The organism is Xanthomonas sp. XNM01 (assembly GCF_014851915.1).
Classification (GTDB): Bacteria; Pseudomonadota; Gammaproteobacteria; order Xanthomonadales; family Xanthomonadaceae; genus Pseudoxanthomonas.
This window is the reverse complement of record NZ_JACVAP010000001.1, coordinates 1607290-1631843: the sequence shown is the minus strand read 5'-3', so window position 1 is coordinate 1631843 and position 24554 is coordinate 1607290. Positions and strand designations below refer to the sequence as shown.

The window sequence follows — 24554 nt, the reverse complement described above, 5'->3', positions numbered from 1 at the left end:
CCGCACCACGCCCGGCGAGTGCATCGGACCTGCGGGCGGCGGAATCCAGCCCTGACGCATGCGCCGGCTCCGCCGGCCATGACCGTCGACGACAACGGCCGGAGTGATCCGGCCGTTGTCGTGTCTGGGGTCGCACATGCAGAAGGTCATGCACAGGGCGTTGGCCTTCCGCAGGGTCTCCTGCCTGGATGAGCCATGCGGCGGGCGTTGCGCGCGACATTCCATACGCATCGTCAGCGGCACTCGCACCGGCATGACGCTCCGGATGCGCTGGACGACGCGCGGAAGGCGATGCAATGGCCACTTCGGGCATTGCAGCTGGATCGTGCTGTTGTGGGCGCTGCCCGTGCCTGCAGGGATGTCTGTCGGAACCAGCAGAAGGCGGGACCGGACCGAAGTACACCCATGCTCAGGGGGCGCGCCGGAGTTGCGAAGCTGCACGCGACTGAGACCGCCTCGTAACAGCACGCCGTCCATCTTCCCGGCGGCGACGCGGCGCGTCCTGCAGCAGGCGCTTCGACGCCGTTGCTTACCGTCGTGCGCGCGCCTCCGGATCGGCGCCCGCCAGCACGCATTGCCGCAACCATGCATGTGCCGGGTCCGTGTCGCGCCGTGCATGCCAGGCCTGCTGGAACGCGAAGCGCGGCAGCGGAAGCGGCGGTGCGAACGTGCGCAGGCGCGGGTCGTCCGCCAGGCCATCGAGCGCACGGCTGGCGATGGTGAGCACCAGGTCGGTGCCTGCGATGACGCGCGGCGCAGCGCTCCAGTGCGGCAGGCTCAGCGCCACCTGCCGGCGCAGGCCGCGTGCGGCCAGTGCCAGATCCACCTCGTTGGGTGCATCGGCGCGCATCGCCACCAGCACGTGCGGGCGCGCCAGCCACGCCTCCAGTGGCAGCGCGCCACGCCGGGGCAGGGTGGCGCGGTCGGCGATGCAGGTGAACCGCTCCTCGAGCAGGGTCTGGCAACGGATCGGCTCGGGGGCATCCGGGAAGACGCCGCATGCGAGATCGATTTCGCCGTCGGCCAGCTGCGCAAGCATTGCGTCGCGGCTGGCCTGGCTGATCGCCAGGGCGATGCCAGGCGCCAGCCGACGCAGGTGGTCCACGACGGATGGCAGCAGCAGGTGCGCGCCATAGTCGGACAGCGCCACACGGAACGTGCGCACGGCGGTCGCCGGATCGAACGCGTCGCCGCGCAGCAGTGCCCCGAGCTGGCCCAGTGCGCTTTCCAGCGGTTGCCGCAGCGCCTCGGCGCGGGTGGTGAGCTGCATCTGCCGTCCCCGGCGGACCAGCAGCGGGTCGTCGAACAGCGCGCGCAGCTGCGCGAGCGCATGGCTGACCGCCGGCTGGCTGCGGTGCAGGCGCGTGGCCGCTCGGGTCACATGGCGCTCTTGGAGCAGGGCATGCAGCGCCAGCAGCAGGTTGAGATCGATGCGTCGCAGATCATCCATGCGCCGAATGATGCGTGTGCATACTTCGAATTTCCATCAGTGCAACCGATTGCCGACGATGGCGGCCTCTCCCGCACCGCAGGTCCGTCGCCATGCCTTCTTCGTCTTCCCTGTCCGCCCTGGTTCCGATGCTGGTCGCCGTGGTCGCCGGCGCAGCGGTGCCCTTCCAGGCCGCCGGCAACGCCGCGCTCGGCCGCGCGCTCGGCCACCCGCTCTGGGCCACGCTCGCCTCGCTGCTGGTCAGCATGCTGGTGGTGCTGCCGGTGCTGGCGATCCTGCGCGCGCCTGCGCCCACGCTCGGGCCCGCGCTGCATGGCCCGGCATGGGTGTGGCTGGGCGGGGTGGCTGGCGTGGCCTACATCACCGCCGCACTGATGCTGACCCCGCGGATGGGCGCGTCGGCGTTCATCGTCAGCGTGATCGCCGGGCAGATGCTGGCGTCCCTGCTGATCGACTCCACAGGCCTGATGGGCCTGCAGGCCCGCCCGGTCGGTGGGCTGCGCATCGCCGGTGTGGTCCTGATCCTGCTGGGCATGGTGGCGGTGCAGCTGGATCGCCCTGCGCCCGGCTCGACCGACAGTGAGGCGACTCACGTCAGGCGATGAGCGGCGCACCGATGCGAGGCGTCAGCGCGTGCATCCCGGTTGTCGGCCGTCGCACCACGACCGCGGCAAGGACTGCCCCACGCATGCATCAGGAAGACTCCGGCCCCTCACGGGGCCGGAGCGGTACCTCACGGAGCGGCGTGGATCAGTAGTCGTACCGGACCGTCAGGCGCAGCGCGCGTGGCGACTGGTAGTTGACGTCGTTGAGGTAGTTGCGGCTGATCACGTCGCGGCTGGCTTCCTTGAACTCGTTGTACTCGGTGACCTTGTCGTTGTTGAACAGATTGAACACGTCCAGCTTGAAGCGCAGCCGGTTGTCCGCCCAGTCCGGTACATAGGCCGCGCTCAGGTCGAACGTCCAGGTCCAGGGCGTGCGGCCCTGGTCGCCACGCTGGTGCAGCTCGCGCGTGCCGTCGTCGTCGAGGCAGTAGAAGCTCGAGCCGGAATAGCTGCTGAGCGTGCCCGCATCCGGCTGGGCGATGCCTTCCAGCGGGATGTAGCCCTGGCAGTTGATCGGTCGGCCGGACTGCACCAGCAGGTTGCCGCCCAGCTGCCATTCCGGGGTGAACGTGTAGGCACCGAACAGCTTGAGCGTGTGCTGCCGGTCGTTGGGCGTTGGTCCGTAGGTGCCGTCGGTGAACAGACGGTGGTCGAAGTCCTGGGTCAGGCCCGGGTCCTCCTGTTCCAGCGTCGAGTTGACGTAGCCCTCGACGTTGCCCCGTGTCCTGGCGAAGGTATAGGAGCCCTGCAGGTTGAACCTCTCACCGGTGCGCTCCCAGAACAGCTCCAGCGCGGTGTAGGTGCGCTGGTACTCCGGCAGTCCCAGGTAGGACGCGGGCAGGGTGGCCAGTTCCACCGTGCCATCGCCATCGAGGTCGACATTGAGGGTGACGTCGCTGCCGGGATTGAGGAAGTAGCAGCCGGGCACCGAGGCCGGGTCGAAGTCGTCGTAGCCGTTGTCGGCCGCCCAGTCGATCCATGCGTTGGTGGTGCAGGTGTCGTCCATGCCGGATTTCACCTCGCGGCGGGTCAGGCGGGCGCCTGCCATCCAGCGGTCGGTGAGCTGGACCTGGGTGCCCAGGATCAGTTCGTCCTGGTACATCGGCGAGAGGTTGGTGGAGGCGACCGAGGCCGGGTTGGGTGCGCTGCGCGAGCCGTTGATCTGGGTATCGCCGATCTGCGCGCCCTGTCCGAGCGGCCGCCCGTCCGCCTCGTTCCAGCCGGTGGCGTAGTACCAGGTGTTCTCGCGGTACTCCGAACCGGTGGCGCGGATGCTGGAGTTGGTGGCCACCGGGATGTAGTAGCGCCCCAGCGTGCCGAACAGCTTGAAGCTGGCATCGCCGCTCACATCCCAGGAGAAGCCCAGGCGCGGTGCGACCTCGAAGTCCGATTCCACCCAGGCGATGCCATCGCCGTTGCGGCTCTCGAACTTCTCGCCACGCAGGCCGATGTAGGCCAGCAGGGTGTCGGTGACCTGCCAGTTGTCCTCGACGTAGAAGGCGCTGTTGATGTTTTCGTAACTGGAGCTGCTGGTTTCCAGGTAGCGCGAACGCGCGTAAAGCGAGCCGGGTGCGACCAGTTCGCCATTGACCGTGCGGCCGGGCCTGCCGGCGAACGCGCCGGTGGCCACCGCATTGGTCGGCACCCGGTAGTAGGCCCAGTTGATGCCGCCGGCATAGGTCTGGCCGCGATGGCTGGAGTCGTAGGTGTCGCGGTCCACGCCGAAGCGCAGGCGGTGGTCGCCCAGCACCCACTCGGCATCGACCCGGAACGCCTTGCGCACGTCCTCGTCCGGGGCGGCGTCCTGATCGGGAATGGTGCTGATGGTGCCCGGGTTGCAGCCGATGTAGCGGTCCAGCACGCTCGTGGTCAGGCCGAAGCTGTAGGCCCACGGGCACTCCGAGCCGGGTCCGGCGGCGGGCAGGCGCGAGGAGATCAGGTTGCTCAGGTAGCCGTACTGGGCCGACAGGGTGAAGGTGTCGGTGACGTAGCCGGTGTATTTGAGGATGCCGATCCTGCCGCCATTCTCGATCTCGTACTGCTCGATCGGCGCTTCGTGGCGGCCGATGTTGTAGCGGTTGCCGCCATCGGCGGTCGGGTCGTACTCGTAGGTGTTGTAGCGGGTCCGGTACTGGTTGTAGAGGCCGGTGAACTCCAGCAGGTTGCTGTCGTTGATGTACCAGTCCAGCTTCAGCAGGCCTTGCGGGCTGGTGTTGCTGGTGCGCTGGCTGGTCAGGGCGCCGAAGCTGTCGCCCGTGTTCCTGCGGCCTTCCGCGATCGCGAAGAAGAACAGCCGGTCCCTGATGAGCGGTCCGCTGGCGTAGGCGGAGTACACCGTGCTGCTGGAGGCATTGTCGCTGCGGTACACGTACAGCGGATCGGCTGCATCCGGGTCGCGTTCGCGGACGTCCTTGCCGGGCTCACGGCCCCAGTCGGGCGTCCATTCGACGCTGCCGCCGTAATGCCAGTCGTTGGAGCCGGCCTTGGTCACGATGCTGACGATGCCGCCCAGCGAGCGGCCGTACTCGGCGCCATAGCCGCCGGTCTTGACCTGCAACTGGGCGATGCCCTGGAACGGCAGGTCGGCGAACGACAGGAAGGTGCGCACGTTGGTCACGTCGAAACCGTTGATGTAGTAGCCGTTCTCGGCCACCGACGCGCCACCGAAGGACGCCAGGTTGCCGCTGCCCATGCCGCTGTCGCCCCTGACCGTACCCGGCGCCAGCAGGGCCACCGACGACACGTCGCTGGCCACCGGCAGCGAGATCAGCTGGTCGGAGGTGAACACCGACGTCGACTCGACCGAGGACAGATCGATCGGATTGAGCGCGCGTGCCCCCTGCACGTTGACCGCACCCAGATCGGTCGTGGCACCGAACTGCACCTGCACACCGCTGCCGACTTTGACCTCGACCTCGCGGGTCTGGCCGTCGCTGGTGATGACGTACCTGCCGGTCGGGAGCTGGGTGAAGGTGAAGCGCCCGTCGGCGGCCGCGCTGATCGACCGGCTCAGTCCGGTCTGCGGACTGGTGATGACGATCGTCGCGCCGGGTTGCCCGCTGCCGAAGATCGATCCCACTGCACTCTGCGCCTGTACCCCGCCGGCCACGCAGACGCCCAGCGCAAGACTCAATGCGGTGCGCTTGACGTTCCTGGACAGCGCACGATGGACCCCGAATGTCGCCATGATGATTTCTCTTGAAAAGTCGCCGATCCCCCGGACCTGGAATTCCAGGCCGAAACGTCCCCCACCGTGTCCAAGGCCGGCGGCGGTCGATCGCATCGTGCGAGCGGACCGTCCCTCTCCCATGTCGGCTTCGTTACGGAAGGTTGACGAAATACTGCGCGTCGCCGGGGCCGTGCTGGCGTTCCCATTTCGCCTGATGAGATAGCCAACGGTGCTCATGAGCGGAGGGAATGTCGGTGCCGGCCACGGGGAGGGATGCACGGGCGGGGACGTTCCGGTGCGTGCATGGCGCCTGGTGCTGGCTTCGACGGATGAGGCGCGTGCTTTTCGGATGCGCTGCATGCGCGGGCGGCATCCATGGCGTCGACGTGCCGCGCCGACCATCGAGCAGAGCGTTCGCTGCCCGGTGATGCGCGGTCATCGGCTGTCCGCGCACCGTGCAGGGTGATGGCGCCATCGAGAACGCCCGCTGCGATGCACCGGTTGCGTCACGGGCCTGGGCACCGCACCTGCGTCGTGATGCGTCTCTCGGCCTCGGGGTCGCAGGACAACGCGTCGATGCCGGCACATGCACGGCACCGGTCGCCATGTGGCGAAGGGGCGGCACAGCGGCTTCATGGCGTTTTGTAACGGAAAGAAATGGCGTGTGCGCCGGTCTCTCGTGGTGGCTAGGATGGCCGGCCGCGCGTGCAGGGCTCTGCCATCGGTGCGCAGCCTCGCGTCCGCCTTGCCATCCGCGCGCCGCGACCGGTGCGCATTCCGTACGAGATCCACCTTGAAACTGTTCGGCCCGCTTTACACACGCGCACTGCGCTGGTCCGCCCACCGTCATGCCACGCGCTACCTCGCCGGCATGAGCGTGGTCGAAGCGATCGTGTTCCCCGTGCCGCCCGAGGTGATGCTCGCGCCGATGTCGCTGGCGCAGCCGCGGCGGGCGATGTGGTTCGCCACGGTGAGCCTGGCCGGATCGCTGTGCGGCGCCCTGGTGGGCTACGCCCTCGGCCATTTCGCCTACGAGGCCGCGCAGCCGCTGATCGATGCGCTGGGATGGCGCGCGGCGATCGACGCGCAGGTCGAGCAGCTCGGCCGGATGGCCACCGAGTCGCCGTGGAAGGCGTTCTGGCTGCTGGTGCTGGTCGGATTCACCCCGATTCCGCTGAAAATCTTCACCTGGGCGTCGGGCATCGTCGGCGTCCCGCTGCTGCCGTTCCTGCTCAGCATGGCGATCGGCCGCGGCAAGCGGGTGTATCTGCTCGCGCTGGTGCTGCGTTTCGGTGGCGCGCGCGCGGGACGTCTGCTGGAGCGTTGGGTCGAGCCGGTCGGCTGGGCGTGCACCGCGCTGCTCGGTCTGGTTGCGGCGTGGGTGGTCTGGAAGGCGCTCGCCTGAAGGCGTGCGCCGCGCATCCGGTGCGGTCCGTCGCCCGGACCGGCGACGTTGGAGCGCGTGGATGCGCTCGCCGAGTCACCACGCCCCCTGCGCCCGCCGGGCAGCATTCCGGGGCAGGCGCCGCATCCGGCGATCGTCGTTCCGGTTCAGTCGGAGCCGCGTCGCCAGGCCACGCGCGCCTGCGCCTCGACGAAGCTCCAGGCCACGAAGCGGCTCTGCTTGCTGCCCTGCGCCATCGCCACTTCGCGCACATCCGTTGCGCCGGCCTGGCGCAGCTGGGTACGCAGCGCGGGAAGATGCTCGCTGCGTGCGACCAGGCTGCTGAACCACAGCACCTGAGCGCCGAATGCGACGCTTTCGCGGACCATGCGGCGCAGGAAGTCGGCCTCGCCGCCGGTGCACCACAGTTCGTGCGCGTGGCCGCCGAAGTTGAGAGGGCCCGCCGTGCCGTTCGCCGACGCGCGAGGCGATGCCTTGCCGAGCTGGCGAACCTTGCGCTGGTTGGCGCTTGCGGCTTCGGCGGCGGAGGCGTGGAACGGCGGGTTGCACAGGGTCAGGTCGAAGCGGTCGCCGGCGCGGACCACGTTGCGGAAGATGTGCCGGGGCTGCGGTTGCAGGCGCAGCCCGATCGCCTTGTCCAGCCGGTTGGCCTGCACGATGGCCTCGGCGACCTGCAGCGACAGCGGCGCCACGTCGCTGCCGACGAAGCGCCAGCCGTACTCGGCGTGGCCGAGCAACGGGTAGATGCAGTTCGCGCCGACACCGACGTCGAGCACGTGCACGGAGGAGCCGCGCGGAATCGTGCCGTCGCCGGTATCGGCCAGCAGGTCGGCCAGGCCGTGCAGATAGTCGGCGCGGCCGGGGATCGGCGGGCACAGCGCGCCATCGGGCAGATCCCAGTGCGCGATGCCGTAGTCGGCGCGCAGGATCGCGCGGTTGAGGGTGCGCACCGCCATGGGGTCGGCGAAATCGATGCTGGTCTCGCCGCGCGGGGTGGTGATCAGATGCGCGGCCAGGGCCGGATCCGCTGCGACCAGCCGCGCGAACGCGTAGCGGCCCTGGTGCCGGTTGCGCGGATGCAGGACGGTCCCGGCGCTGGCGGGAGGAGCGGGGCGGGGAGGGCGGCGGGTCATGCGAAGCGGTGCGGCTGGCGGATGTCGACGTGCATCATCCACATCGCCGCCGGTGTTGTCGCGTGGAGCGACATCGCCTGCCTTGGCGGAGGCGTGCGTGCGGGGCTGCGTGGGCCGTGGCGCGACCGGCAAGCCGCACCCGCTCCGGCATCGGTCCGGATGATGCTGCGCTAGAATCGCGCGCCGTTGCCTCGTGGCATCGCAGAGTGCTCAAGGAAGGCATGACATGCGTCATCTGCTGGTCGTCGTCGCACTGCTCGTCTCGTTCCCGGCATCCGCCGGCTGGCTCGCCGATCGCGCCATCATGCGCGAGCTGAAGCGGGCCGTGGCCACGGCAGAGCAGGAAGCCGTCGATGATTCCGCCACGCGCACCGACTGCACCTCCCGTCCGAAGATCTGGCGTGCGCCGATCCGCAGCCTGACGCAGGAGATCCAGGTCAAGCGCTGCGATGTCGTCTACTACTACACGGCCGGATACGCCGCAGCGGTCGGCGATCTACTGCCGGTGGGCTTCGTGGTGGACACCACCTTCGACGGCACCGAGAACCTCACGACGGGCGAGTTCACCGGCAGCATCGTGGCGTCACCCGAGCGGGCACGCTGATGCGCCCACCGGCGCGTCCCTGCATGTCGCGCCCGTCCGCGAAGGCACGACGCCCGCGCGTCCAACTGCCGGCCGCGAAACGCCCCGCCGGAGCGGGGCGTTCGCGTACCTGCGCAATGCCGGTTCGTGGGACCGCCCCGCACCCCGGCACGCAGGCCCGGTGATCCCGGCTGCCCGACGCGTCAGCTGTCCGGCAGCGCGCACTTCATCTTCGCGTCGACGTAGTAGGGCTTGGGCACGTCGGGATTTTCGCTGGTCTTCTCGAACACCACCTCGAACGACTCGGCATCGGGCGTGCCGCGACGTTCGGTGCAGGCCTTCTCCAGCTTTTCCTTGACCCCGGCGATGCCGGCATCGCGGTTGGCGCCATCGGCGCTGTTGCTGAGAGTGACGGTCTCGGCGAAGGCCAGCGGGCTCAGGCCCAGCAGACAGCCCGCGGCGGCGATGGCGTACAACTTCCTCATGGTGGTTCTCCTTGCAGGTTCGATGATCGATCGCGCAGCCGATGCATGTCTCCACGCGTGCGTGGGCGCGGATGCGCCGGGGTGGAGCCTAGCGGGCGCCGGTTAACGCCTTGTATGGAGGATGTCATCGCGCGCCGGGGCCGTTCATCCCGGGCCGGGTCGGATGTCGCGCAGCGCGTGCCGCGGCCGTCAGGCGACGTGGCTGTCGCGGCGCGTCGCGTGCTTGATGGCGTACATCGCACGGTCGGCGTGGGCGAGCAGGCCGGCCGGATCGCTGCCGTCGTCGGGAAAGCAGGCGATGCCCACGCTGGCGTCGATGTGGAACGGCTGGCCGGCGAGCGGATACGGCTGGCGCAGCCGCGCGCGCAGCGCATCCGCGGTCCGGCGCGCGGCGACCGCGTCGCCGTACCCGGGCAGCACGACCACGAACTCGTCGCCGCCCAGCCTCGCGGCGATCTCGCCAGGCCGCAGCGACTGCGTCAGGCGGCCGGCGACTTCCTGCAGGAGCCGGTCGCCGGCCGCGTGGCCGGCGCGGTCGTTGGCGGTCTTGAAGCCGTCGAGATCGATGTAGAGCAGCGCCAGCCCCGCGCCGGTCGAACGCGCCTGCGCGAGTTCCCGTTCCAGCACGTGCTGGAGGCGATGCCGGTTGGGCAGGCCGGTCAGCGCATCGTGGCTGGCGAGGTGTTCGAGCGTCTGCTCGACGCGACGCAGTTCGGTGACCTCGCGCCCGACCCCGATGCGCACGCGATGCTCGGCGTTCCACAGCGCCGACCATTGCATGTCCACCAGGTGGCCCTGCCTGTGGACGTAGCGGTTGCGGAAATGGCGCTGGATCGCGCCTTCCATCACCTGCTCGGCCTCGCGGAGGGTGTCGGTGTGGTCGTCGGGATGGATGAAGTCGAAGACCGGCCGCCCGACGACGTCCCCCGCGCAATAGCCGAGGATGCGCTCGAAGCCGGCGCTCACGAACAGGTAGCGGGATCGCGTATCGACCACGCAGACCGCGTCGGGCAGGAGGTCGAGGACGGAGGCGAGGGGCGGCAGGGTCGAGGTCATCGCGTCGCAGGGTGCAGCCGGGAGGGATGCAGGCGACAGCGCTCCCGCGGGTGCGCGCCACATGCGTGGGGCGGCCGCTCCCTGGCCCGGCCGCCGCGGATCGGAGTGGCCCCCGCCGCGGACAGCTGGCGCCGATCTTACCCGGGGCCGCGTCCGCCGTCTGGCATGGACCGGCGTTCATGCGCCACCGAAGGTGCCGGCGCTTCCGGCGGAGCGGGAGCCTGGCGATGGCCTCTTGAAGACGCCGCCGCAGGAGCAGACCGCGCGTGGCTGCCGGCCGGAAAATGCTGCACGCGCTCGGTCCATGTCGCCCCGCTGCCGTGCCGGCCCACCTTGCCGGCAGGCGCTCGATGACGAGTCGGCATCGGCCAGGATTCGCGCGCGCCCACCCGGACGGCATGGCGGCCGGACGCGGCCTGTTCGAAGCGGATGGCGGCGAGGCGCCGGCCCCTGTTGCCGGTGTCGCCCCGCCTGCCAGCCTGCCGACGAACGGACGGACGATCAGCGTCGGGCGCGTCCCCGGCCAGGAGTCGGCCGGGATGGCGAGCACCGCGTCGCCGTCGCTGTCGCCGCGCGGTACGCCGGGCGCTGCGCTGAGGTCGCCGTCGCGGGCATCGGGCAGGTCCGCATCGAGACCTGCGTCCATGCTGCTGCCGGTAATGGCCGGAATGCGGTCACTGGACGGGCCGTTGGCTGCCAGCGCGACCGCGCAGAAGCGCGCTGGCAGCCGCGACCGGGACTGTCTGCCGCAGGCGCGCAGCGACGCCGGCACCACCAGCGTCGGGCCTGACATTGCGCTCGCTTGCGGTGTCCGGCCGCATCGGGCGTTCCTGCGTCGGACCGGGCGCTCCAGCGCTGCATGCCCGTGCCGATGGATGGGCGGGCAGGCGCGGCGCTCAGCCCTCGCGCTGCACGCGCTCGCGGTAGGCGCGCACGTTGTCGCCGCGGATGCGCCTGGCCTGGGTACCGGTGATGGTGTCCACCTTGCGGTCGCTGCCGGTGACCGGCTTGGCGTCGATGCTGGTTTCGCGCTCGAACGCGTGCGACTTGTCGGTGTTGCGGTAGTACCGGTACAGCAGCCAGTACAGGGCCGCCGCGCCGGCCGGGCCGGCCGCGAGCAACCAGAGTCCGCTGTCTTCGCTCATGCGGTGGCCACCAGGATCCAGAGGGCGAGGGCTTCGATGACGGTGCCGGTGCCGAGGGCGGCCAGCAGCAGCTTCCACTGCTGCACGGGCACGCTGCCCATGGTCTCGCCGGTGCGGCCGTTCACCGCGATGTAGTGCAGCATGCCGCCGTTGCGGCCGGGCTGGTGGTAGGAGTACAGCCAGACCGGCAGGTACATCGAGACCCAGCGGGTCCCGTGGACCTCCAGCCGCTCGCGCTCCCAGCGCACCCCGCGGTCGTAGCGGCGGACCGAACCCTCGACCTGCGCACGCGCGATCGACAGCAGCTGGTCCTCCAGCCGCGGACGCAGGTGCTCGACGTCCTGGTTGCGTTTTTCCGAGCTGAAACCGGCCAGGTAGGAGGCGTTCCACTTCACCGCGTTCTTGGTGTCGAACGGCAGGATCGCGTTGATGATGTTGTTGGTGTTGGCTGCGGTATCCAGATTGCCGCGTTCGGCGGACGACTCCAGCGGCAGGTCGTCGACGGTGAAGTCCACCTGCCGCTCGACCTGGTAGATGTCGGCGTCGTAATAGGTCTTCTTGTTGTTGTCGGTGCCGCGCGTGTACTCGCGCGTCTTGATCTCGCCGCGGCCGGACACGGCGGCGCTGACGTTGCCGTCGACGATCATGTAGGGCAGGTACACGCCGACCACGTTCTCCGGCGTGAACTCGTCCTTGAACGCCTTCAGCGCGAACAGGCGCCGCTTGTCGACGAACTGGCGGATGCGCGCGACCGCGTCGTCCTTGGAAATGTGGAACGGCAGCACCGCGTCGGGCACGGCGCCATTGGCCACCTGCTCGTTGATGCCGAACACGTGCCGGCACCAGTGGCAGCGCGCGGTCATCGTGCTTTCGGTGTTGACCGTGACCTCGGCGCCGCAGCCGCTGCACTTGAAGCTCACCAGGCTGGCGGCATCGACGTCGATGTCGCGCGCGCCCGACGCGACCACCGTGCCGCGCAGCTGGTCCAGGCCCTCGCCGAAACCGAACGCCTCCTCCACGCGCGCGCCGTGCCATTCGTGCCGGCAGTACTGGCAGACCAGCAGGTCGGTGCCCAGGCGCGGGCGGATGTCGGTGGCGCCGCATTTCGGGCAGCGGTTCAGGCCGTCGCGCAGCTCGGCGGCGGCGGTGTCGATGGCCAACGGATCGGGCGCCTCGAGTTCGGCGCGGATCGGGTCGGGCAGGGTCGCCGGATCGAGCGGCAGCGTGCCGGGCAGCGGCGGCACCTCCCGCGGCGAACCGGGGCCGGCGACGGGTGCCGCCGGCAGCGGTGGCGGCATCTTCGGATCGGACATGGGCGGTGCGCCTGCGCTTACAGACCCAGCGCCTTCGCCTTGGCGGCGTCGTAATCGGCCTGGGTGATCAGCCCCAGGTCCAGCATCTCCTTGGCCTTCTTCAGCTTCGCCACCGGATCGTCGGCCGCCGGCGCGGCAGGTGCCGCCGGTTGCTGCAGGCCGGCGATGCCGCCGGTCATGCCGGTGGCCATGCCGAGGCCGACGATGCCGGCCGCGCCGCTGTGTTCGCCGGCCGACTGGATGCCCTGGGCGACGCTGGCCTGCAGATTCGAATTGCCGCGCGCGCCGGACAGCGCGTCGGCGCGCTGCACCGTCTTCAGCAGTTCACGGGTGTTGGCGTCGTACTCGATCGAGACGATGGCGGTCTTGACGATGGCCAGGCCGCGGTCGGACTGCCACTGGTAGGCCTGCTCGACCGCGTCGGACAGGCTCTTGGCGAAGCCGAGCGAATCCTGCTGCAGCCTGGTGATGCGGTTGCCCTTGCCCGGATCGTTCGTGTACAGGCTGAAGGCCGGCGCAAGCGAGCCGACGACCTCGTTGAACAGCTGGCTGGCGGCGGCGTTGTCCAGGTCGGTGAAGTCGAACACCTGGCCCGGCTGCAGATAGCGTGCAGGCACGAAGTTCTTCACGAACAGGATCGGGTCGACGATCTTCAGCGTGTAGGAGCCGCGCGTGACCGCGCCGACCTGGGTGCCGAGGAAGCCGTCGTCCCAGTAGATCTCGGACTGGGTGCCGAAGCGGTTGTCCGGCAGCTCCTTCAGCGTGACGAAGAACGCCAGCTGCTGGCTGCCCGGCTGGCCGCCGAACTTGAAGCGCTCCCAGCTCTGGCGGATGAACGGGCTGACGATGCCGTCGCCTGCGAAGATCGACTGCGAGTTGGTGTCGTCCGAGCGCCACTCGTAGCCGCCGGCCTCGGCGACGAAGCCGGTGATCGCGCCGTCCTGCATCAGCAGCAGGCCGTAGCCTTCGGGCACGACGATCTTCGAGCCGTTGCTGATGATGTTGGACGAGCCGCTGGTGTTCGAGCCACGGCCGGCATTGGTGCCGCGCGGCACGGCGGCGAACAGCGCCGCGGTCGACGGCAACCCGGCCGGTACGGTCAGGAAGTCCTTCCACTGGTCGGCCAGCACGCCGCCGACCGCACCCTTCACCGCCTGTACCAGACCCATGACCACTCCTGCGCGTCGTCGGCGGGCCGGGTGCCCGCCATTGCGGCCAACTATACCGATGCGTGCACGGCCGGAAAGGGCGCGGCCGGGCGTCTGCGGGTTGTCCGGCTGACCGTGGTGGCGGGAGCGGCAGGGATGGCGCGCGCCGGGGGCGAGGGGGGCCGTTTGATGGAGCAGGCGCTGGCGGCGCGATGCAGGCGAGGTCGCGCAGGCCCACCGCCAGAGGGCGCGTGTGGTCGGGCGCCGACCTGGCCCGCACCGGGCAGGCCGTCCCGCGTGGTGCCGGCAGATGCATGCCGCAAGGCGCGGACCGGTGAGCGTCCTGCGCGCGGTGCCGTCGGTGCGCTACCGTTGATTCCGGTTCGCCGCCATGAGGAGATGCGGATGCAGTGGATGGCCTGGATCGTCGTTGCCCTCGCTGGACTCGCCACCGTCGGCTGCCGTGGCGGCGTCCGCGACGCGCCCGCGCCCGTACCACCGCCGCCGTTGGATGCGCCGGCCAAGGTGCCGGCCGACGTCGTCGTGTCCACCAACGAGCCGTTCTGGCAGTTCACCGTGTCCGGCGAAACTGCGCTGCTGGTCGGCATCGACACGCGGCGCCCGCTGAGGCTGACCTCGAACAAGGTCGTGCTCGATGGCCGGGTGGTCACGGCCGCCGATGCCGACGGCAGCATCGAGGCGCGGCTGGCCGGACGGGCCTGCCAGGACTCGATGTCGGGCGCGTGGTTTCCCTATACCGCCCGCCTCACCCTGGCCGATGGCACCCAGGCCTCCGGCTGCGCCCGCGGCATCGACGACCCACCGCCTCGGCCCTGAGGCACACGATGTGGCGGCCTGCGCCGGTGCCGGCAGGCGGTATCGGAGCCCCGCCTCGGGACGGCCGCTGCGTTTGCAGCGGTATCGCGGCTGCGTCCGTGACGCGTGTGCCGGATGACCTCACGCGCATGCAGGGGCGACGTGCACGGCGCGGCGGCAACGCCATCCGCGTGCCGGATGCGCTCGCGTGCCGTTCGTCCGTCAGCGGAGTTGCCAGGTACCGGCGCCCGGGACCGCCGCGTGCGCGATGCACCGCGCTGCCACCGTCCGTTCACGTTGGCCGGTGCGACACTCGCTGCAGCCGACGCTGCCAGATGCGGCGGCGTGCGGCGCCCATCCGTGGAGGAACCGATCATGCGTCCGACGCATCTTGCCGCTCCGCTTTTCGCTGCGCTCGCACTGCCGCTGTGCGCGCTGGCCGGCCCACAGACCACCGCCGGAGGTGCGGACATGACCCAGACAGCCCCCGCCACCGATGCTCCCGCCGTCCAGGGCACCTGGCGGCTGGTGTCCTACGAGGTGGAGGTCAAGGCGACCGGCGAAACCTTCCCGCCGATGGGCGACGCGCCTACCGGCTACACGATCTTCGCCCCTGAGGGACGCGTGTGGTTCATGCTCACCGGGGAAGGCCGCGAGCCCGGCGAGAGCGACAGGGAAAAAGCCCGGCTGCTGGAAACGGTGATCGCCTACACCGGCCGCTGGCGGATCGAGGGCAACGACTGGATCACGGCGGTGGACGTCGCGTGGAATCCGGCCTGGGTCGGCACCGAGCAGCGTCGCCAGTTCAAGCTCGACGGCGATCGCCTGCAGGTGCTCACGCCCTGGCGGGTGATGCCCAACTGGGCCGACAAGGGCGAGACGCGCAGCATCATCACCTTCCAGCGCGCGACCGAAACCCGCTAGGCGTCTTGCCGGCCAGGTGTCTGGCAGGTGCAGGGCCGGCAGGTGCGCTGGACAGGTCTGCAGGCCAGCCGTGGTTCGATGCCGGTTGGCGGATCAACGCGTCGGGACCGCAGTGCCTCGCTGGCTGGCGGAGGCTTTTCACCTGCGCCGCGACGCCCGCCAGGCGCGTCGCGCGAGGACGCGCCGGAACCCGACCCCGATCCCGCCGACGCCGACGCTGCACAGCATCAGGCCGCTGCCGATGGGGCCGGGACCGGATGCGCTTCCCGCGAGTGCCATCAGCAGCATGCTCATGCCGAGCGCGACGGCCAGTACGCCGGCCACCAGCACACTGCCCCCCGGCATCGGGCCGGCCTCACCGACGCGCGCGCGCTCGGCCGCACGGGCGCGCCGGGCGCGGCTCAGCAGCATCAGCGGAACGAAGGCCACCGCACCGAGGACCGGCACGAGCCATTGCATGGTGTCGCGATCGAACGGACCGGCCACCACACCGGCCAGCATCGCCAGCGGGAAGGCGAGGAATAGCGCCAGCGCCGCGAGCCCGAGGGGGCGCAGGACGCGCATGGCCGAGGGCGGAAGGGGCGTGTAATGCGGCATGCGGGTGTCCTGTGCGGATCGATGGTGCGGGGGTCAGAACCAGAGGTCGCGCACGCAGCGGCCGTCCGAAGGCAGGTCGTCGAAGCTGTCCAGGCCATCGAAATGATCGATGGGCAGATGCGCGACCGCGTCCGGGTCGGCGAGACGGACGTTGACCGCGATGCGGCGGCGGCCATCGGACTCCAGGCGCAGGCCGCGCCAGCCGACGACACACGCGCACTCCGGGCAGAAGTGGATCTCCAGCGACGGATCGGCCTTGCCGACGCGGGTGTAGCACCGCGTGGCGCCGACGAAGGCGATGCGTTCGTGCTCGTGGTCGTAGGCCCAGAGCGCGCCGTAGCGCCGGCACAGGCTGCAGTTGCAGGCCGTGACCGGGCCCGGGTCGCCGTCCAGCGTCCAGCCGGTGCGGCCGCAGTGGCAACGTCCTGACAGGGGCTGTGCGTTCAAGGCGGCTCCCGGTGCGCAGCGCTGGGGTGAGCGGCCTGCCTGCTGCAGGCGCCGCTGACCGGATTGTCGCCGCATCCACGCCTGCGCGGGTAGTGTCCGCCGGTGCGCGGCGCCGTCGGACGCCGATCCCTGAGGTGTAGCATGCAGCGATACACCGGTGGATGCCTGTGCGGCGATGTGCGCCTGGTCGCGAGCGGCGCGCCGTACCGGGTCGGTCTGTGCCACTGCATGGACTGTCGCAGGCACCACGGCGCGCTGTTCGCGGCGGTCGCCATGTTTCCCGAGGCTGCGGTGACCATCGAGGGCCAGGTGGCCAGCCATGCCGGCCGCTACTTCTGCGGCAGGTGCGGTTCGTCGCTGTACTCGCGGGTCGGCGATGAGGTGGAGGTGCACCTGGGCGCGCTCGATGCGCCGGACGCGCTGCGGCCGACCTACGAGATCTGGACGCTCCGGCGCGAGGCCTGGCTGCCGGCCTTTCCGTTGTCGTCCCACTATCCGCGCGACCGCACGCGTACCACGCGCGACGAACCCTGAGCCCGATGTGCGGTCCGGCCGGCGTTATCCGCGCCGGGCCGCCTCGATTGCGGCGATGTCGATCCTTGTCATCGTCATCATGGCCTCGAACGCGCGTCGGGCGGCATGACGGTCCGGGTCGTTGACAGCCTCGGTCAGTGCGCGCGGGGTGATCTGCCAGTTCAGGCCCCAGCGGTCCTTGCACCAGCCGCAGGCGCTCTCCGCACCGCCATTGCCGACGATCGCATGCCACAGGCGGTCGGTCTCGGCCTGGTCGTCGGTCGCCACCTGGAACGAGAACGCCTCGGTGTGCGGGAACGCGGGGCCGCCATTGAGCCCGAGGCAGGGCAGGCCGAGGACGGTGAACTCGACGGTGAGGACATCGCCTTCCTTGCCGGCCGGATAGTCGCCGGGTGCGCGATGGACGGTACCCACGGCACTGTCGGGAAACGTGGTGGCGTAGAAGGTCGCCGCGTCGAGCGCGGAACCATCGAACCACAGGCAGATGGTGTTCTTCGGGATCATGGGCCGGAACCGCTCGGAAAGTGCGCCAAGCAGGCCATCGTGTGGGTTAAGCCGTCGTTGTCGCCAGGCCGGCCGGCGGTGCGGGCGAGCGCCGGTATGCGTGTGGCCGGCGTCCGGCACGGAACCCTGGCCGCTGCGGTGCGCGATCTGCGTAGGGTGCTGGAGCCGCCCCTGGCAGGAACTGCGCACGCGCACCCGCAGCGGACAGAGCCGCGAGGAGCCGAACCTGCTGGTGCTGGGCGACTTCAACATCGACAGGCGCCAGGGCAATCCGCTGTTCGACGCGTTCGTCGAAACGGGCCTGTGGGTTCCCGAAGCGCTGCAGGCGCTGAAGACCACGACCGGCCGCGAAGCCAGGCACTACGACCAGATCGCCTGGTTCCAGGGCGACGATTTCGGGCTGCGGCCCACCGGCAGGGCGGGTGTCATCGACTTCGCGGGTGCGGTGTTCAGGCCCCTGTCGCAGCCGCAGGTGTCGCCACGCCTCAGCGACCATCTGCCGCTGTGGATCGAGTTCTCCACCGACCGCAGCGAGGAAGCGATGGCGCGGGCGCTGGGCGTGGACCTCGACCAGCCGGATCCATTCGCCGTGGTACCGGACTGACGGAGCGGGCGCCCCCCGCCCACGCGGTTGCGGCATGATCGGGCCTGCACGCGACCGGCAGCCCACCTGCCGCCGGCCGCGGCCGTGCTTTCATCCCGGATGCACCTCATGCCCTTGCCGTCGAAGCATCACGCTGTCGCCAGGTCCAGCGCTCCCTGTGACGGCCAGCATCGTTCCATAGGGTGGCGGCTGGCGGCCCTGGCCGTGCTGGCGATGCTGGGCACGACCGCCTGCCACGGCGGCAACAGCCGCGCGTCCACCGCATCCACCGCAGCCGTGCTGCAGCGGATCGATGCCGAGGCACGTGCGCATGCGCTGCCCGGCTATGCCGTCGTGCTGTTCGACCGCTCGGGAGTGGTCGCCGAACACCATGGCGGCGCCGCCAACCTCGCGGCCGGAACCGCGGTTGACGCCGGCACGCTGTTCCCGCTGGCGTCGTTGACCAAGACCTGGTCGGCCGTGGTGGTCCTGCAGCTCGTGGAGGAAGGCGCCCTGCGGCTGGACCAGCCGGTGATCGAACTGCTGCCGGACGTCCGTCTTCCGCACGCGGTCCAGGTGCGGCACCTGCTGTCGCATACGTCGCAGGGGACGCCAGGCCGACATTTCCATTACGACGGGCGCCGCTATGGCCTGCTCGGCCGGATCATCGAGGTCACGTCGGGCGAGTCGTTCGCGCAGGCGCTGGAGCGCCGCATCATCGCGCCGCTGCAGCTGCGCGACACCTTCCTGCTGGGCGCCACCGCCACGGCCACGCCACGGCTGGCCTCCATCGCCACCCCGTATCGCGACCCGGGCGGCCTGGACGGTCCGACGCCCTGCGATCCGGAGTACGGGTACAGCGCGTCCGCGGGCCTGGTATCGACCGCGCGCGACGTGGCGGCCTTCGAGCAGGCACTGTTGGCCGGCGAACTGCTCGCACCGGCACAGCTGGCGTTGATCGTCACCCCGTTCCTGCCGGATGGGCCGAGCGGTCTGGGCAGTTTCGTGCAGACCGTGGACGGTCGTCGCCTGGTCTGGGCCTACGGCCAGTACGACTGCCATGCAGCGCTGACGCTCTTTGATCCCGAGCGGCGCAGTGGCGTGGTGTTTCTCGCCAACACCAGCACGCCCGCCGACGCCGCCCGTCTGCTGTACGGCGATGTGACGGCGTCGCCGATCGCGCTGGCGTGGCTTGGCGTGCCGGAGGATGCGATGCTGCATGAACGGGCGGCGCTGGTGCGCGATGCGTTCTTCGCGCAGGCGCAGCCCGCGCGGCTGGACGCCGCCATCGCCGCTGCCGACCGGTTTCTCGAGCGCCATCCGGAGCAGCGATGGACGCCCGATCTCGTCGTCGCGCACGCACTGGCGACCCTCGGCAGCACGGCGATGCGCACCCGGCAGCAGCGCCCCGTGCGGTTCGATGCCGCGATCGAAGCCAAGACCATGGCGGTGCTGGCCGCCGACGGCGGCAACCCCTACGCGCACTACTACCTTGCATCGACCTATGCCACCCAGGGACGGCATGCGCAGGCCCGTGCGCATTTTCAGGCCATCGTGTCCGCGCCGAATGCGGCGCGGAACTGGTACACCCGCGAAGCCGAGGCCGCACTGTCCGCCGGTGCGGCCGATTGATGCATCGAGAGGAGGGGGCTGCGTTGGGATGCCGATCGGCGTGCGCGCCGATGCATATCCGCCACGCTGTGCCGAAGTGATGTCATCGATGCATCACGCGCGTGGCACGGCAGGCGCGTTAGAAACATGCTCGACGGCGGGGCGTGCATGTCCCGCCACCCGACAGTGAGGAGCGACGGATGAACAGCGACCGCAAGAAGCAGGACGCACCGCAGCCGGACGGCGAGCAGACCGAAGCCGGGCGCCAGCAGGAAGTCAGCGTGTGGGCGCGCGCGTTCGGCGTGTCTTCCGACGACCAGGACCGGGTGGACGACGGCACGCGTGAAGCGCGAGAGCAGGTGCGTGAAGCCGAAGCCGAACGGGCGCGACGCGGCCGCTGACATCCGCTCGCGCATTGTCGTGGTCGTGGGACCGCGCAGCAGTCAGGTCCGTGCGGCGCGCCGGAGGGCGCGGGGTGGCGGGGGCGCCGCCGTCTCAGCGCCGGACGTTGCCGCCCCATCGTCGTACAGGCGCTGGCAGTGGTCGCACCAGAACGCGCGCCGTTGCGCACGCCCGAGCTGCCTGCGGTAGCTCAGCAGGGTATCGTCGCGCGGGCAGGTTGTTTTCGTGTGCACCTGGTAGTGCTTCTTCAGCGCGAAGGCCCGCTTCCAGCGATAGAAGTCGAAGCTGTACGCGCGCGCCTGCGCGACCAGTTCGGAGAGCTTGCGCGGCGGCAGGGCACCGATGCGGCTTTCCGGATGCACCCGGATCCGGTGCAGGACCTCGTTCTTGATGATGTTGCCGACACCGGCGAACACCTCCTGGTCGAGCAGCGCGTCGGCGACCAGCGCATCGGGACGTGCGCGCAGTTTCCGGCGGGCGGCGGCTGCGTCCCAGGCCTCGTTCATCACATCGCCGCTCCAGTCGTAGACCGCGTCGAGGTCGGCTTCGATGAACTGCACGGAACAGGCGTAGACATGCAGCGCCTCACCCTTGCTGAAGCCCAGGCTGAGCCGGGGCGTGGCCGCCTTTTCCTCGTTGATCCGGTAGCTGCCGAACAGCAGGAAGTGGATGCGGACGCTGAAACCGTCGAACTGCAGCAGGAAGTGCTTGCCCCAGCTGCGGACCGCGCGCAGGGTCCTGCCCTGCAGGCGTCCGATGTCCTGTCCGCTGTTGCCGGAAACGCGCAGCACCCTGCGGCCGGCGAAGCGCTGCGCCTCTTCGCGCAGGATGACGATGGACGGGCCTTCTGGCATGCGGGCAGTATTGCCGCTGCCGGTGTAGCAGGCGTCAACACAAGGGCCGTGGCTGCGTTGCGAAACGGAGCGCGTTCGGTCTTCTGACGTGCATGCGCCGGTGCGGCGGCGCGCGCCTGCCTGCGCTCCGACCTGTCCGCCTACCGGCTTTGCGGGAGCATCGTCCGATGCATCATCCGGCGCATGCACAGCGCTGGAACAAGCCCGGTGGCTGACGCGGGCCCGCGCGTTGCACTGCCACGCGATCCACTGGCGGTCATGCGGTTCCGTGGTGCGAGTCTCGACGGTGTTTCCCACAAAAAAACGGCGCCATGCGGCGCCGCAAAGGACATGGACATCCGGCCATCCCGCATCCCCGCCGACCACGGAGGACGTGCGCAGTCAGCACGATGCCGCTGCGCAGACTGCCCACCATGCGTCTCACACGCTGCGACCTGGACACCGCAGCGACGCTGTCGCGTCTGGTCGGGTGTTGCTACTCTCGGGCTACGATCCGCGGACAGGCAGCGCATGAACAGACGGCATTTCATCGGCAGTTCCACCCTGGCCGCGGCGGCGCTGCTGCTGCCGCTGGGCCTCGGCACCGGCGCGCTGGCGGCGACCCCGCGTGGACGCCTGCTGCCGATGCCGTTGAACAAGGGCGACACCATCGGCCTGGTCAGCCCGTCCGGCGCGGTGGACGAGGCGCTCAGCCTGCAACTGGCGCAGGAAGCGATGCAGGCGCTGGGGTTCAAGGTGAAGCTGGGCGCGCACTTCGCCGGGCGTTACGGTCATCTGGCCGGCAGCGACGCCGAGCGCGCGGCCGACCTGAACGCGATGTTCGCCGACCGCGAGGTCAGGGCGGTGGTCTGCACCCGCGGCGGTTCCGGTGCCGCGCGGCTGCTGCCGCTGCTCGACTACGACGCCATCCGCCGCAATCCGAAGGTGCTGCTGGGCTACTCGGACATCACCGCGCTGCACAACGCGATCCAGGCGAAGACGGGGCTGGTGACCTTCCACGGGCCGATCGGGTCGGGCAGCTGGAACCGCTTCAACGTCGACCAGTTCCAGCGCGTGTTCTTCGACCGTGAACTGCTCGAGTACCGCAACAAGGTCGAGCCCGGCGACGAACTGGTGCCGCGGCGCAACCGCACCGTGACCATCACCGGCGGCAAGGCCCGCGGCGAACTGGCCGGCGGCAACCTGACCGTGCTGACCGCGCTGGCCGGCTCGCCGTATCTCCCCGACTTCCGCGGCAAGATCCTGTTCCTGGAGGACGTGTCGGAGGCGCCGTACCGCATCGACCGCATGTTCAGCACCTTGAAGCTCAGCGGCGTGCTCGACCAGGTCGCCGGCGTGATCTTCGGCGAGTGCACCGACTGCGACCCGGGCAACGGCTACGGCTCGTTGACCCTGGACCAGATCTTCCACGACCACCTCGTGCCGCTGGGCGTGCCCGTTTACCGGGGCGCGATGATCGGCCACATCCGCGAGCAGTTCATCGTGCCGGTCGGCGGCCGGGTCGAGATGGACGCCGATGCGGGCACGTTCCGGCTGCTGGAGTCCGTGTTCCAGGGCTGAGCGGCGGGTCGCGGCGCGAGGGTGGCAGTCGGGCAGGGCCTGCTCAGCCGCCCAGATGCGCCAGATAGGACACCGGGTCCAGCCGGCAGTGGCTGGCCACGGCGCCAGCGAGGGTGAACACGCGCGGCTTCGCGCGGAAGTCGAACAGGCGGTACAGCTGATACCGGTCGGCGTCGGCTTCCGAGCGCGCAAGCTCGTTGCGGCTGACGTAGAACGGGGTGAGTTCGCCGAACGCGGTGGTCTTGACCTCGATCAGCCGCTCGCGGCCGTCGGCCTCGAACGACAGGACATCGAAGCCGAGGCCATCGCCCCGGCTGGCGGCGACATGCTCGACGCGTTCACTCAGCACTTTCCTGCCGGCCTCGTGCAGCCGGCGTGCTTCCAGTTCCATCACGAACAGTTCGCCGGCGCGGCCGAGCGAGCGGTTGCGTGCTTCCTGCGCGAGATAGTCGCGGCGGGCGGCGGAAAAGCGCGGCGCATAGGGCGCAGGCGTTTCACGTACCCGCGCGGGCATGGGGGCCGGTACCCAGATGCCTTCCGGATCGTCCGCAACGGCGGCGATCGCCGGGCGCGACACCGCCGCCTGCGCCGCTTCCTGCAGTGTCAGGTCCGACTGGGTCAGCGTTTCGATCACCTCGGCGAGCAGGGCCTGGCGGTTGCCGCGCGGTTTGTATCCATCGATGTACGGATAGCCGAGCGCCAGCATCACCGCACTGATGTTGCAGTGCTTGAACTCGACCGACGCGCGGCTGCGGCCATCGAGCTGTCCCAGCAGGGCGTTGGCGTGCGCGGTCTTGTTGTAGCGCTGGCCGTTGAGCTCCAGCGTCAGCATGCGCAGGTAATCGGTGACGCATGCACTCACCTCCGCCTCGGACCAGTCCTCACCCGTCGCCATGCATCCGCTCCCGGGCGGTCTTCCAAAGGCGTACCAGGGTACCGCAGCGGCCGGTCCACGCCGAGCGCAGTCGGGTAGTCAACGCAGCACGCCGGTCAGCCGGGGCTTCCAGCACTGCCGGGCGATGCGTTCGAAGCCGGCGGCGCTCGGGTGGATCTCGTCGTTCCACTGGGCGCGGGTCCTCAGCGTGCCGCGCGAGTCGATCAGGACCATGTTCGGATGCTGCGACACCAGCGCCTTCAGTTCGCGGGCGAACTGGTCGATCAGCCAGTGCGTGACCACCTGCTGGGCGTCCGGCGCGACCAGGCCGGCCGCATCGAGCCAGGGTTTGATCCATGGGCCGAACCTGAGCGGACCCAGCCTGAACGGGCTGTCCCATGGCCAGACGTAGTCGTAGGTGTGGACGTGGATGAGCGACTGCGGCGAGTGCAGGTCGCGGATCTGGATCACCTGGCGGATGTCGCTGATGGCGTAGCGCAGCGCGTGGCCGAACGTGTCCAGGCGGATGTGCTCGAACACCGGTGCCGGGATCTCGCCCCATGGCACGTCGCCCGGGGACTGCGGCTGCGTCGGCTTCTTGACGAATTCGCCGAGCTCGCTGCCGACGACGTCGTTGCCGCCGGCGGACAGCAGGATGGCATCGAAGCGGTAGGTGCCGATCTCGTCCTGTACGCGCGGCAGCGCCCGCTTCCACATCGCACTGTCGCGGCCGGCCACGCCCTCGCGCAGGAACAGCGTGTCCTTGAACATCCTGGCAAGCTGCTTGTTCAGATCGGTCGGATGAGGCGGGTACTGGAACCACGAGTCGCCGAAGCACAACGCACGTGGCGCCTGTGGATGCCGGCGCTGCGCCTTGTCGAATTCGGCCAGGGTGAGGTTGTTCTTCCCGATCGCCATGCGGTTGCTCCGTTGAGGCGGATGTGCGGTATCGCGATCGACAACGGGATGCGGGGCGGACGGAGGACAAGCCTCGTAACGGCTCGAGCGGCAGGATCACGCGGCTGCCGAACACGCGTCGCCGACGTCGGTCCGCCGCGACCTGGCCAGACAGGCGCTCGGGCGGTCCGTCTCAGCGATCCTCGGCCTGGATGCGTCCATCCGGCTCGATGACGAAGCGGGCGCGGCGGCGGCCGTGGTAGAAGCTCGCGCGGTAGCGGCCCTGGTCCTCGCCGGTGCCACGCTCGCACAGCACCGCGATCTTGCCATGGTCCATCCAGCGCCTGAACTGCTCGACGTCCAGGTCCAGGGCGCGCGCCACGATGGCGCCGTCGATCTCGATGGAAGGCTTGGCCATGGCCGGGCTCCGTCATTGCGGCCGGCACAGCATGGCGTCTC

General features: G+C 69.9%; 26 protein-coding genes. 10 read left to right on the top strand and 16 right to left on the bottom strand.

From position 1 onward, the window contains the following. Together IB242_RS20425 and IB242_RS07580 are read right to left on the bottom strand one after the other, a co-directional pair. Positions 1-255 (bottom strand): hypothetical protein (locus IB242_RS20425; RefSeq protein WP_225540078.1); only part of this gene is annotated, 255 nt, incomplete at its 3' end. 274 nt (positions 256-529) lie between these two features. Beyond that, a complete protein-coding gene (locus tag IB242_RS07580; protein WP_192277573.1) occupies positions 530-1450 on the bottom strand; it encodes a LysR family transcriptional regulator in 921 nt (306 codons plus the stop codon). Between the two features lie 92 nt (positions 1451-1542). Here IB242_RS07580 and IB242_RS07575 point away from each other — a divergent pair, with 92 nt between their 5' ends. Next, positions 1543-2055, top strand: a complete 513-nt coding sequence (locus IB242_RS07575; protein ID WP_192277571.1) for a DMT family transporter — start codon at positions 1543-1545, stop codon at positions 2053-2055. Positions 2056-2200: 145 nt separating this feature from the next. Here the strand turns inward: IB242_RS07575 and IB242_RS07570 are convergent, their stop codons facing one another. Beyond that, a complete protein-coding gene (locus IB242_RS07570; RefSeq protein ID WP_192277569.1) occupies positions 2201-5242 on the bottom strand; it encodes a TonB-dependent receptor in 3042 nt (1013 codons plus the stop codon). Between the two features lie 775 nt (positions 5243-6017). Here IB242_RS07570 and IB242_RS07565 point away from each other — a divergent pair. Continuing rightward, complete coding sequence (locus IB242_RS07565; protein ID WP_192277808.1) at positions 6018-6629, top strand: YqaA family protein; 612 nt, start codon at positions 6018-6020, stop codon at positions 6627-6629. Positions 6630-6775: 146 nt separating this feature from the next. Here the strand turns inward: IB242_RS07565 and rlmF are convergent, their stop codons facing one another. Continuing rightward, positions 6776-7762, bottom strand: a complete 987-nt coding sequence (gene rlmF / locus IB242_RS07560) for a 23S rRNA (adenine(1618)-N(6))-methyltransferase RlmF (protein WP_192277568.1) — start codon at positions 7760-7762, stop codon at positions 6776-6778. A 226-nt stretch (positions 7763-7988) separates the two neighbouring features. Between rlmF and IB242_RS07555 the strand changes: the two genes are divergently transcribed. After that, positions 7989-8366 carry a hypothetical protein gene (locus IB242_RS07555; RefSeq protein ID WP_192277566.1) on the top strand — a complete coding sequence of 126 codons (378 nt, stop codon included), beginning with the start codon at positions 7989-7991 and terminating at the stop codon, positions 8364-8366. A 182-nt stretch (positions 8367-8548) separates the two neighbouring features. On the opposite strand, the gene IB242_RS07550 is transcribed toward IB242_RS07555, so the two are convergent. The 5 genes from IB242_RS07550 to IB242_RS07530 form a co-directional block, all read right to left on the bottom strand. Then, positions 8549-8830 carry a hypothetical protein gene (locus IB242_RS07550; protein ID WP_192277564.1) on the bottom strand — a complete coding sequence of 94 codons (282 nt, stop codon included), beginning with the start codon at positions 8828-8830 and terminating at the stop codon, positions 8549-8551. A gap of 189 nt (positions 8831-9019) precedes the next feature. Continuing rightward, a complete protein-coding gene (locus IB242_RS07545) occupies positions 9020-9886 on the bottom strand; it encodes a sensor domain-containing diguanylate cyclase (protein WP_192277562.1) in 867 nt (288 codons plus the stop codon). 896 nt (positions 9887-10782) lie between these two features. Then, complete coding sequence (locus IB242_RS07540; RefSeq protein ID WP_192277560.1) at positions 10783-11031, bottom strand: hypothetical protein; 249 nt, start codon at positions 11029-11031, stop codon at positions 10783-10785. Then, entirely contained in the window at positions 11028-12329 is a 1302-nt protein-coding gene (locus IB242_RS07535) for a TFIIB-type zinc ribbon-containing protein (protein ID WP_192277806.1), read from the bottom strand. The genes IB242_RS07540 and IB242_RS07535 overlap by 4 nt, the downstream gene beginning before the upstream one ends. A 32-nt stretch (positions 12330-12361) precedes the next feature. Then, positions 12362-13513, bottom strand: coding sequence for an SPFH domain-containing protein (locus tag IB242_RS07530; protein ID WP_192277558.1), 1152 nt, complete (start codon positions 13511-13513; stop codon positions 12362-12364). Between the two features lie 384 nt (positions 13514-13897). Here IB242_RS07530 and IB242_RS07525 point away from each other — a divergent pair, with 384 nt between their 5' ends. After that, positions 13898-14329: a hypothetical protein gene (locus IB242_RS07525; RefSeq protein WP_192277556.1), complete on the top strand. Its 432-nt coding sequence runs from the start codon at positions 13898-13900 to the stop codon at positions 14327-14329. Between the two features lie 450 nt (positions 14330-14779). Then, entirely contained in the window at positions 14780-15232 is a 453-nt protein-coding gene (locus IB242_RS07520) for a lipocalin-like domain-containing protein (RefSeq protein WP_192277554.1), read from the top strand. Between the two features lie 138 nt (positions 15233-15370). Here IB242_RS07520 and IB242_RS07515 read toward each other — a convergent pair whose 3' ends face one another. Continuing rightward, complete coding sequence (locus tag IB242_RS07515) at positions 15371-15829, bottom strand: hypothetical protein (RefSeq protein WP_192277552.1); 459 nt, start codon at positions 15827-15829, stop codon at positions 15371-15373. A gap of 33 nt (positions 15830-15862) precedes the next feature. Further along, positions 15863-16276, bottom strand: coding sequence for a GFA family protein (locus IB242_RS07510; RefSeq protein WP_192277550.1), 414 nt, complete (start codon positions 16274-16276; stop codon positions 15863-15865). A 141-nt stretch (positions 16277-16417) separates the two neighbouring features. On the opposite strand from IB242_RS07510, the gene IB242_RS07505 reads away from it, so the two are divergent. After that, the gene (locus IB242_RS07505; RefSeq protein WP_192277548.1) at positions 16418-16810 is read left to right on the top strand and encodes a GFA family protein; all 393 of its coding nucleotides are present in this window, start codon (positions 16418-16420) and stop codon (positions 16808-16810) included. 24 nt (positions 16811-16834) lie between these two features. Here IB242_RS07505 and IB242_RS07500 read toward each other — a convergent pair whose 3' ends face one another. Then, positions 16835-17314 (bottom strand): VOC family protein, encoded by a 480-nt coding sequence (locus IB242_RS07500; protein ID WP_192277546.1) that lies wholly within the window; start codon positions 17312-17314, stop codon positions 16835-16837. Positions 17315-17414: 100 nt separating this feature from the next. Between IB242_RS07500 and IB242_RS07495 the strand changes: the two genes are divergently transcribed. The 3 genes from IB242_RS07495 to IB242_RS07485 all read left to right on the top strand — a co-directional run bounded on the left by IB242_RS07495 (position 17415) and on the right by IB242_RS07485 (position 19909). Further along, positions 17415-17918, top strand: a complete 504-nt coding sequence (locus IB242_RS07495) for a hypothetical protein (RefSeq protein WP_192277544.1) — start codon at positions 17415-17417, stop codon at positions 17916-17918. 213 nt (positions 17919-18131) lie between these two features. Further along, on the top strand, positions 18132-19529 hold the full coding sequence (locus tag IB242_RS07490; RefSeq protein ID WP_192277542.1) for a serine hydrolase domain-containing protein: 1398 nt from the start codon (positions 18132-18134) through the stop codon (positions 19527-19529). Positions 19530-19708: 179 nt separating this feature from the next. Further along, positions 19709-19909: a hypothetical protein gene (locus IB242_RS07485; RefSeq protein ID WP_192277540.1), complete on the top strand. Its 201-nt coding sequence runs from the start codon at positions 19709-19711 to the stop codon at positions 19907-19909. Between the two features lie 42 nt (positions 19910-19951). On the opposite strand, the gene IB242_RS07480 is transcribed toward IB242_RS07485, so the two are convergent. Further along, positions 19952-20764: a DNA-formamidopyrimidine glycosylase family protein gene (locus tag IB242_RS07480; protein ID WP_192277538.1), complete on the bottom strand. Its 813-nt coding sequence runs from the start codon at positions 20762-20764 to the stop codon at positions 19952-19954. Positions 20765-21274: 510 nt separating this feature from the next. Between IB242_RS07480 and IB242_RS07475 the strand changes: the two genes are divergently transcribed. Further along, positions 21275-22324, top strand: a complete 1050-nt coding sequence (locus tag IB242_RS07475) for an LD-carboxypeptidase (protein ID WP_192277536.1) — start codon at positions 21275-21277, stop codon at positions 22322-22324. A 43-nt stretch (positions 22325-22367) separates the two neighbouring features. Here IB242_RS07475 and IB242_RS07470 read toward each other — a convergent pair whose 3' ends face one another. The 3 genes from IB242_RS07470 to IB242_RS07460 form a co-directional block, all read right to left on the bottom strand. Then, positions 22368-23219: a DUF3883 domain-containing protein gene (locus IB242_RS07470; protein WP_192277534.1), complete on the bottom strand. Its 852-nt coding sequence runs from the start codon at positions 23217-23219 to the stop codon at positions 22368-22370. A 78-nt stretch (positions 23220-23297) separates the two neighbouring features. Continuing rightward, a complete protein-coding gene (locus IB242_RS07465) occupies positions 23298-24116 on the bottom strand; it encodes a GDSL-type esterase/lipase family protein (protein ID WP_192277532.1) in 819 nt (272 codons plus the stop codon). Positions 24117-24288: 172 nt separating this feature from the next. After that, entirely contained in the window at positions 24289-24513 is a 225-nt protein-coding gene (locus tag IB242_RS07460; RefSeq protein ID WP_192277530.1) for a DUF6522 family protein, read from the bottom strand. Positions 24514-24554 lie beyond the last annotated feature (41 nt).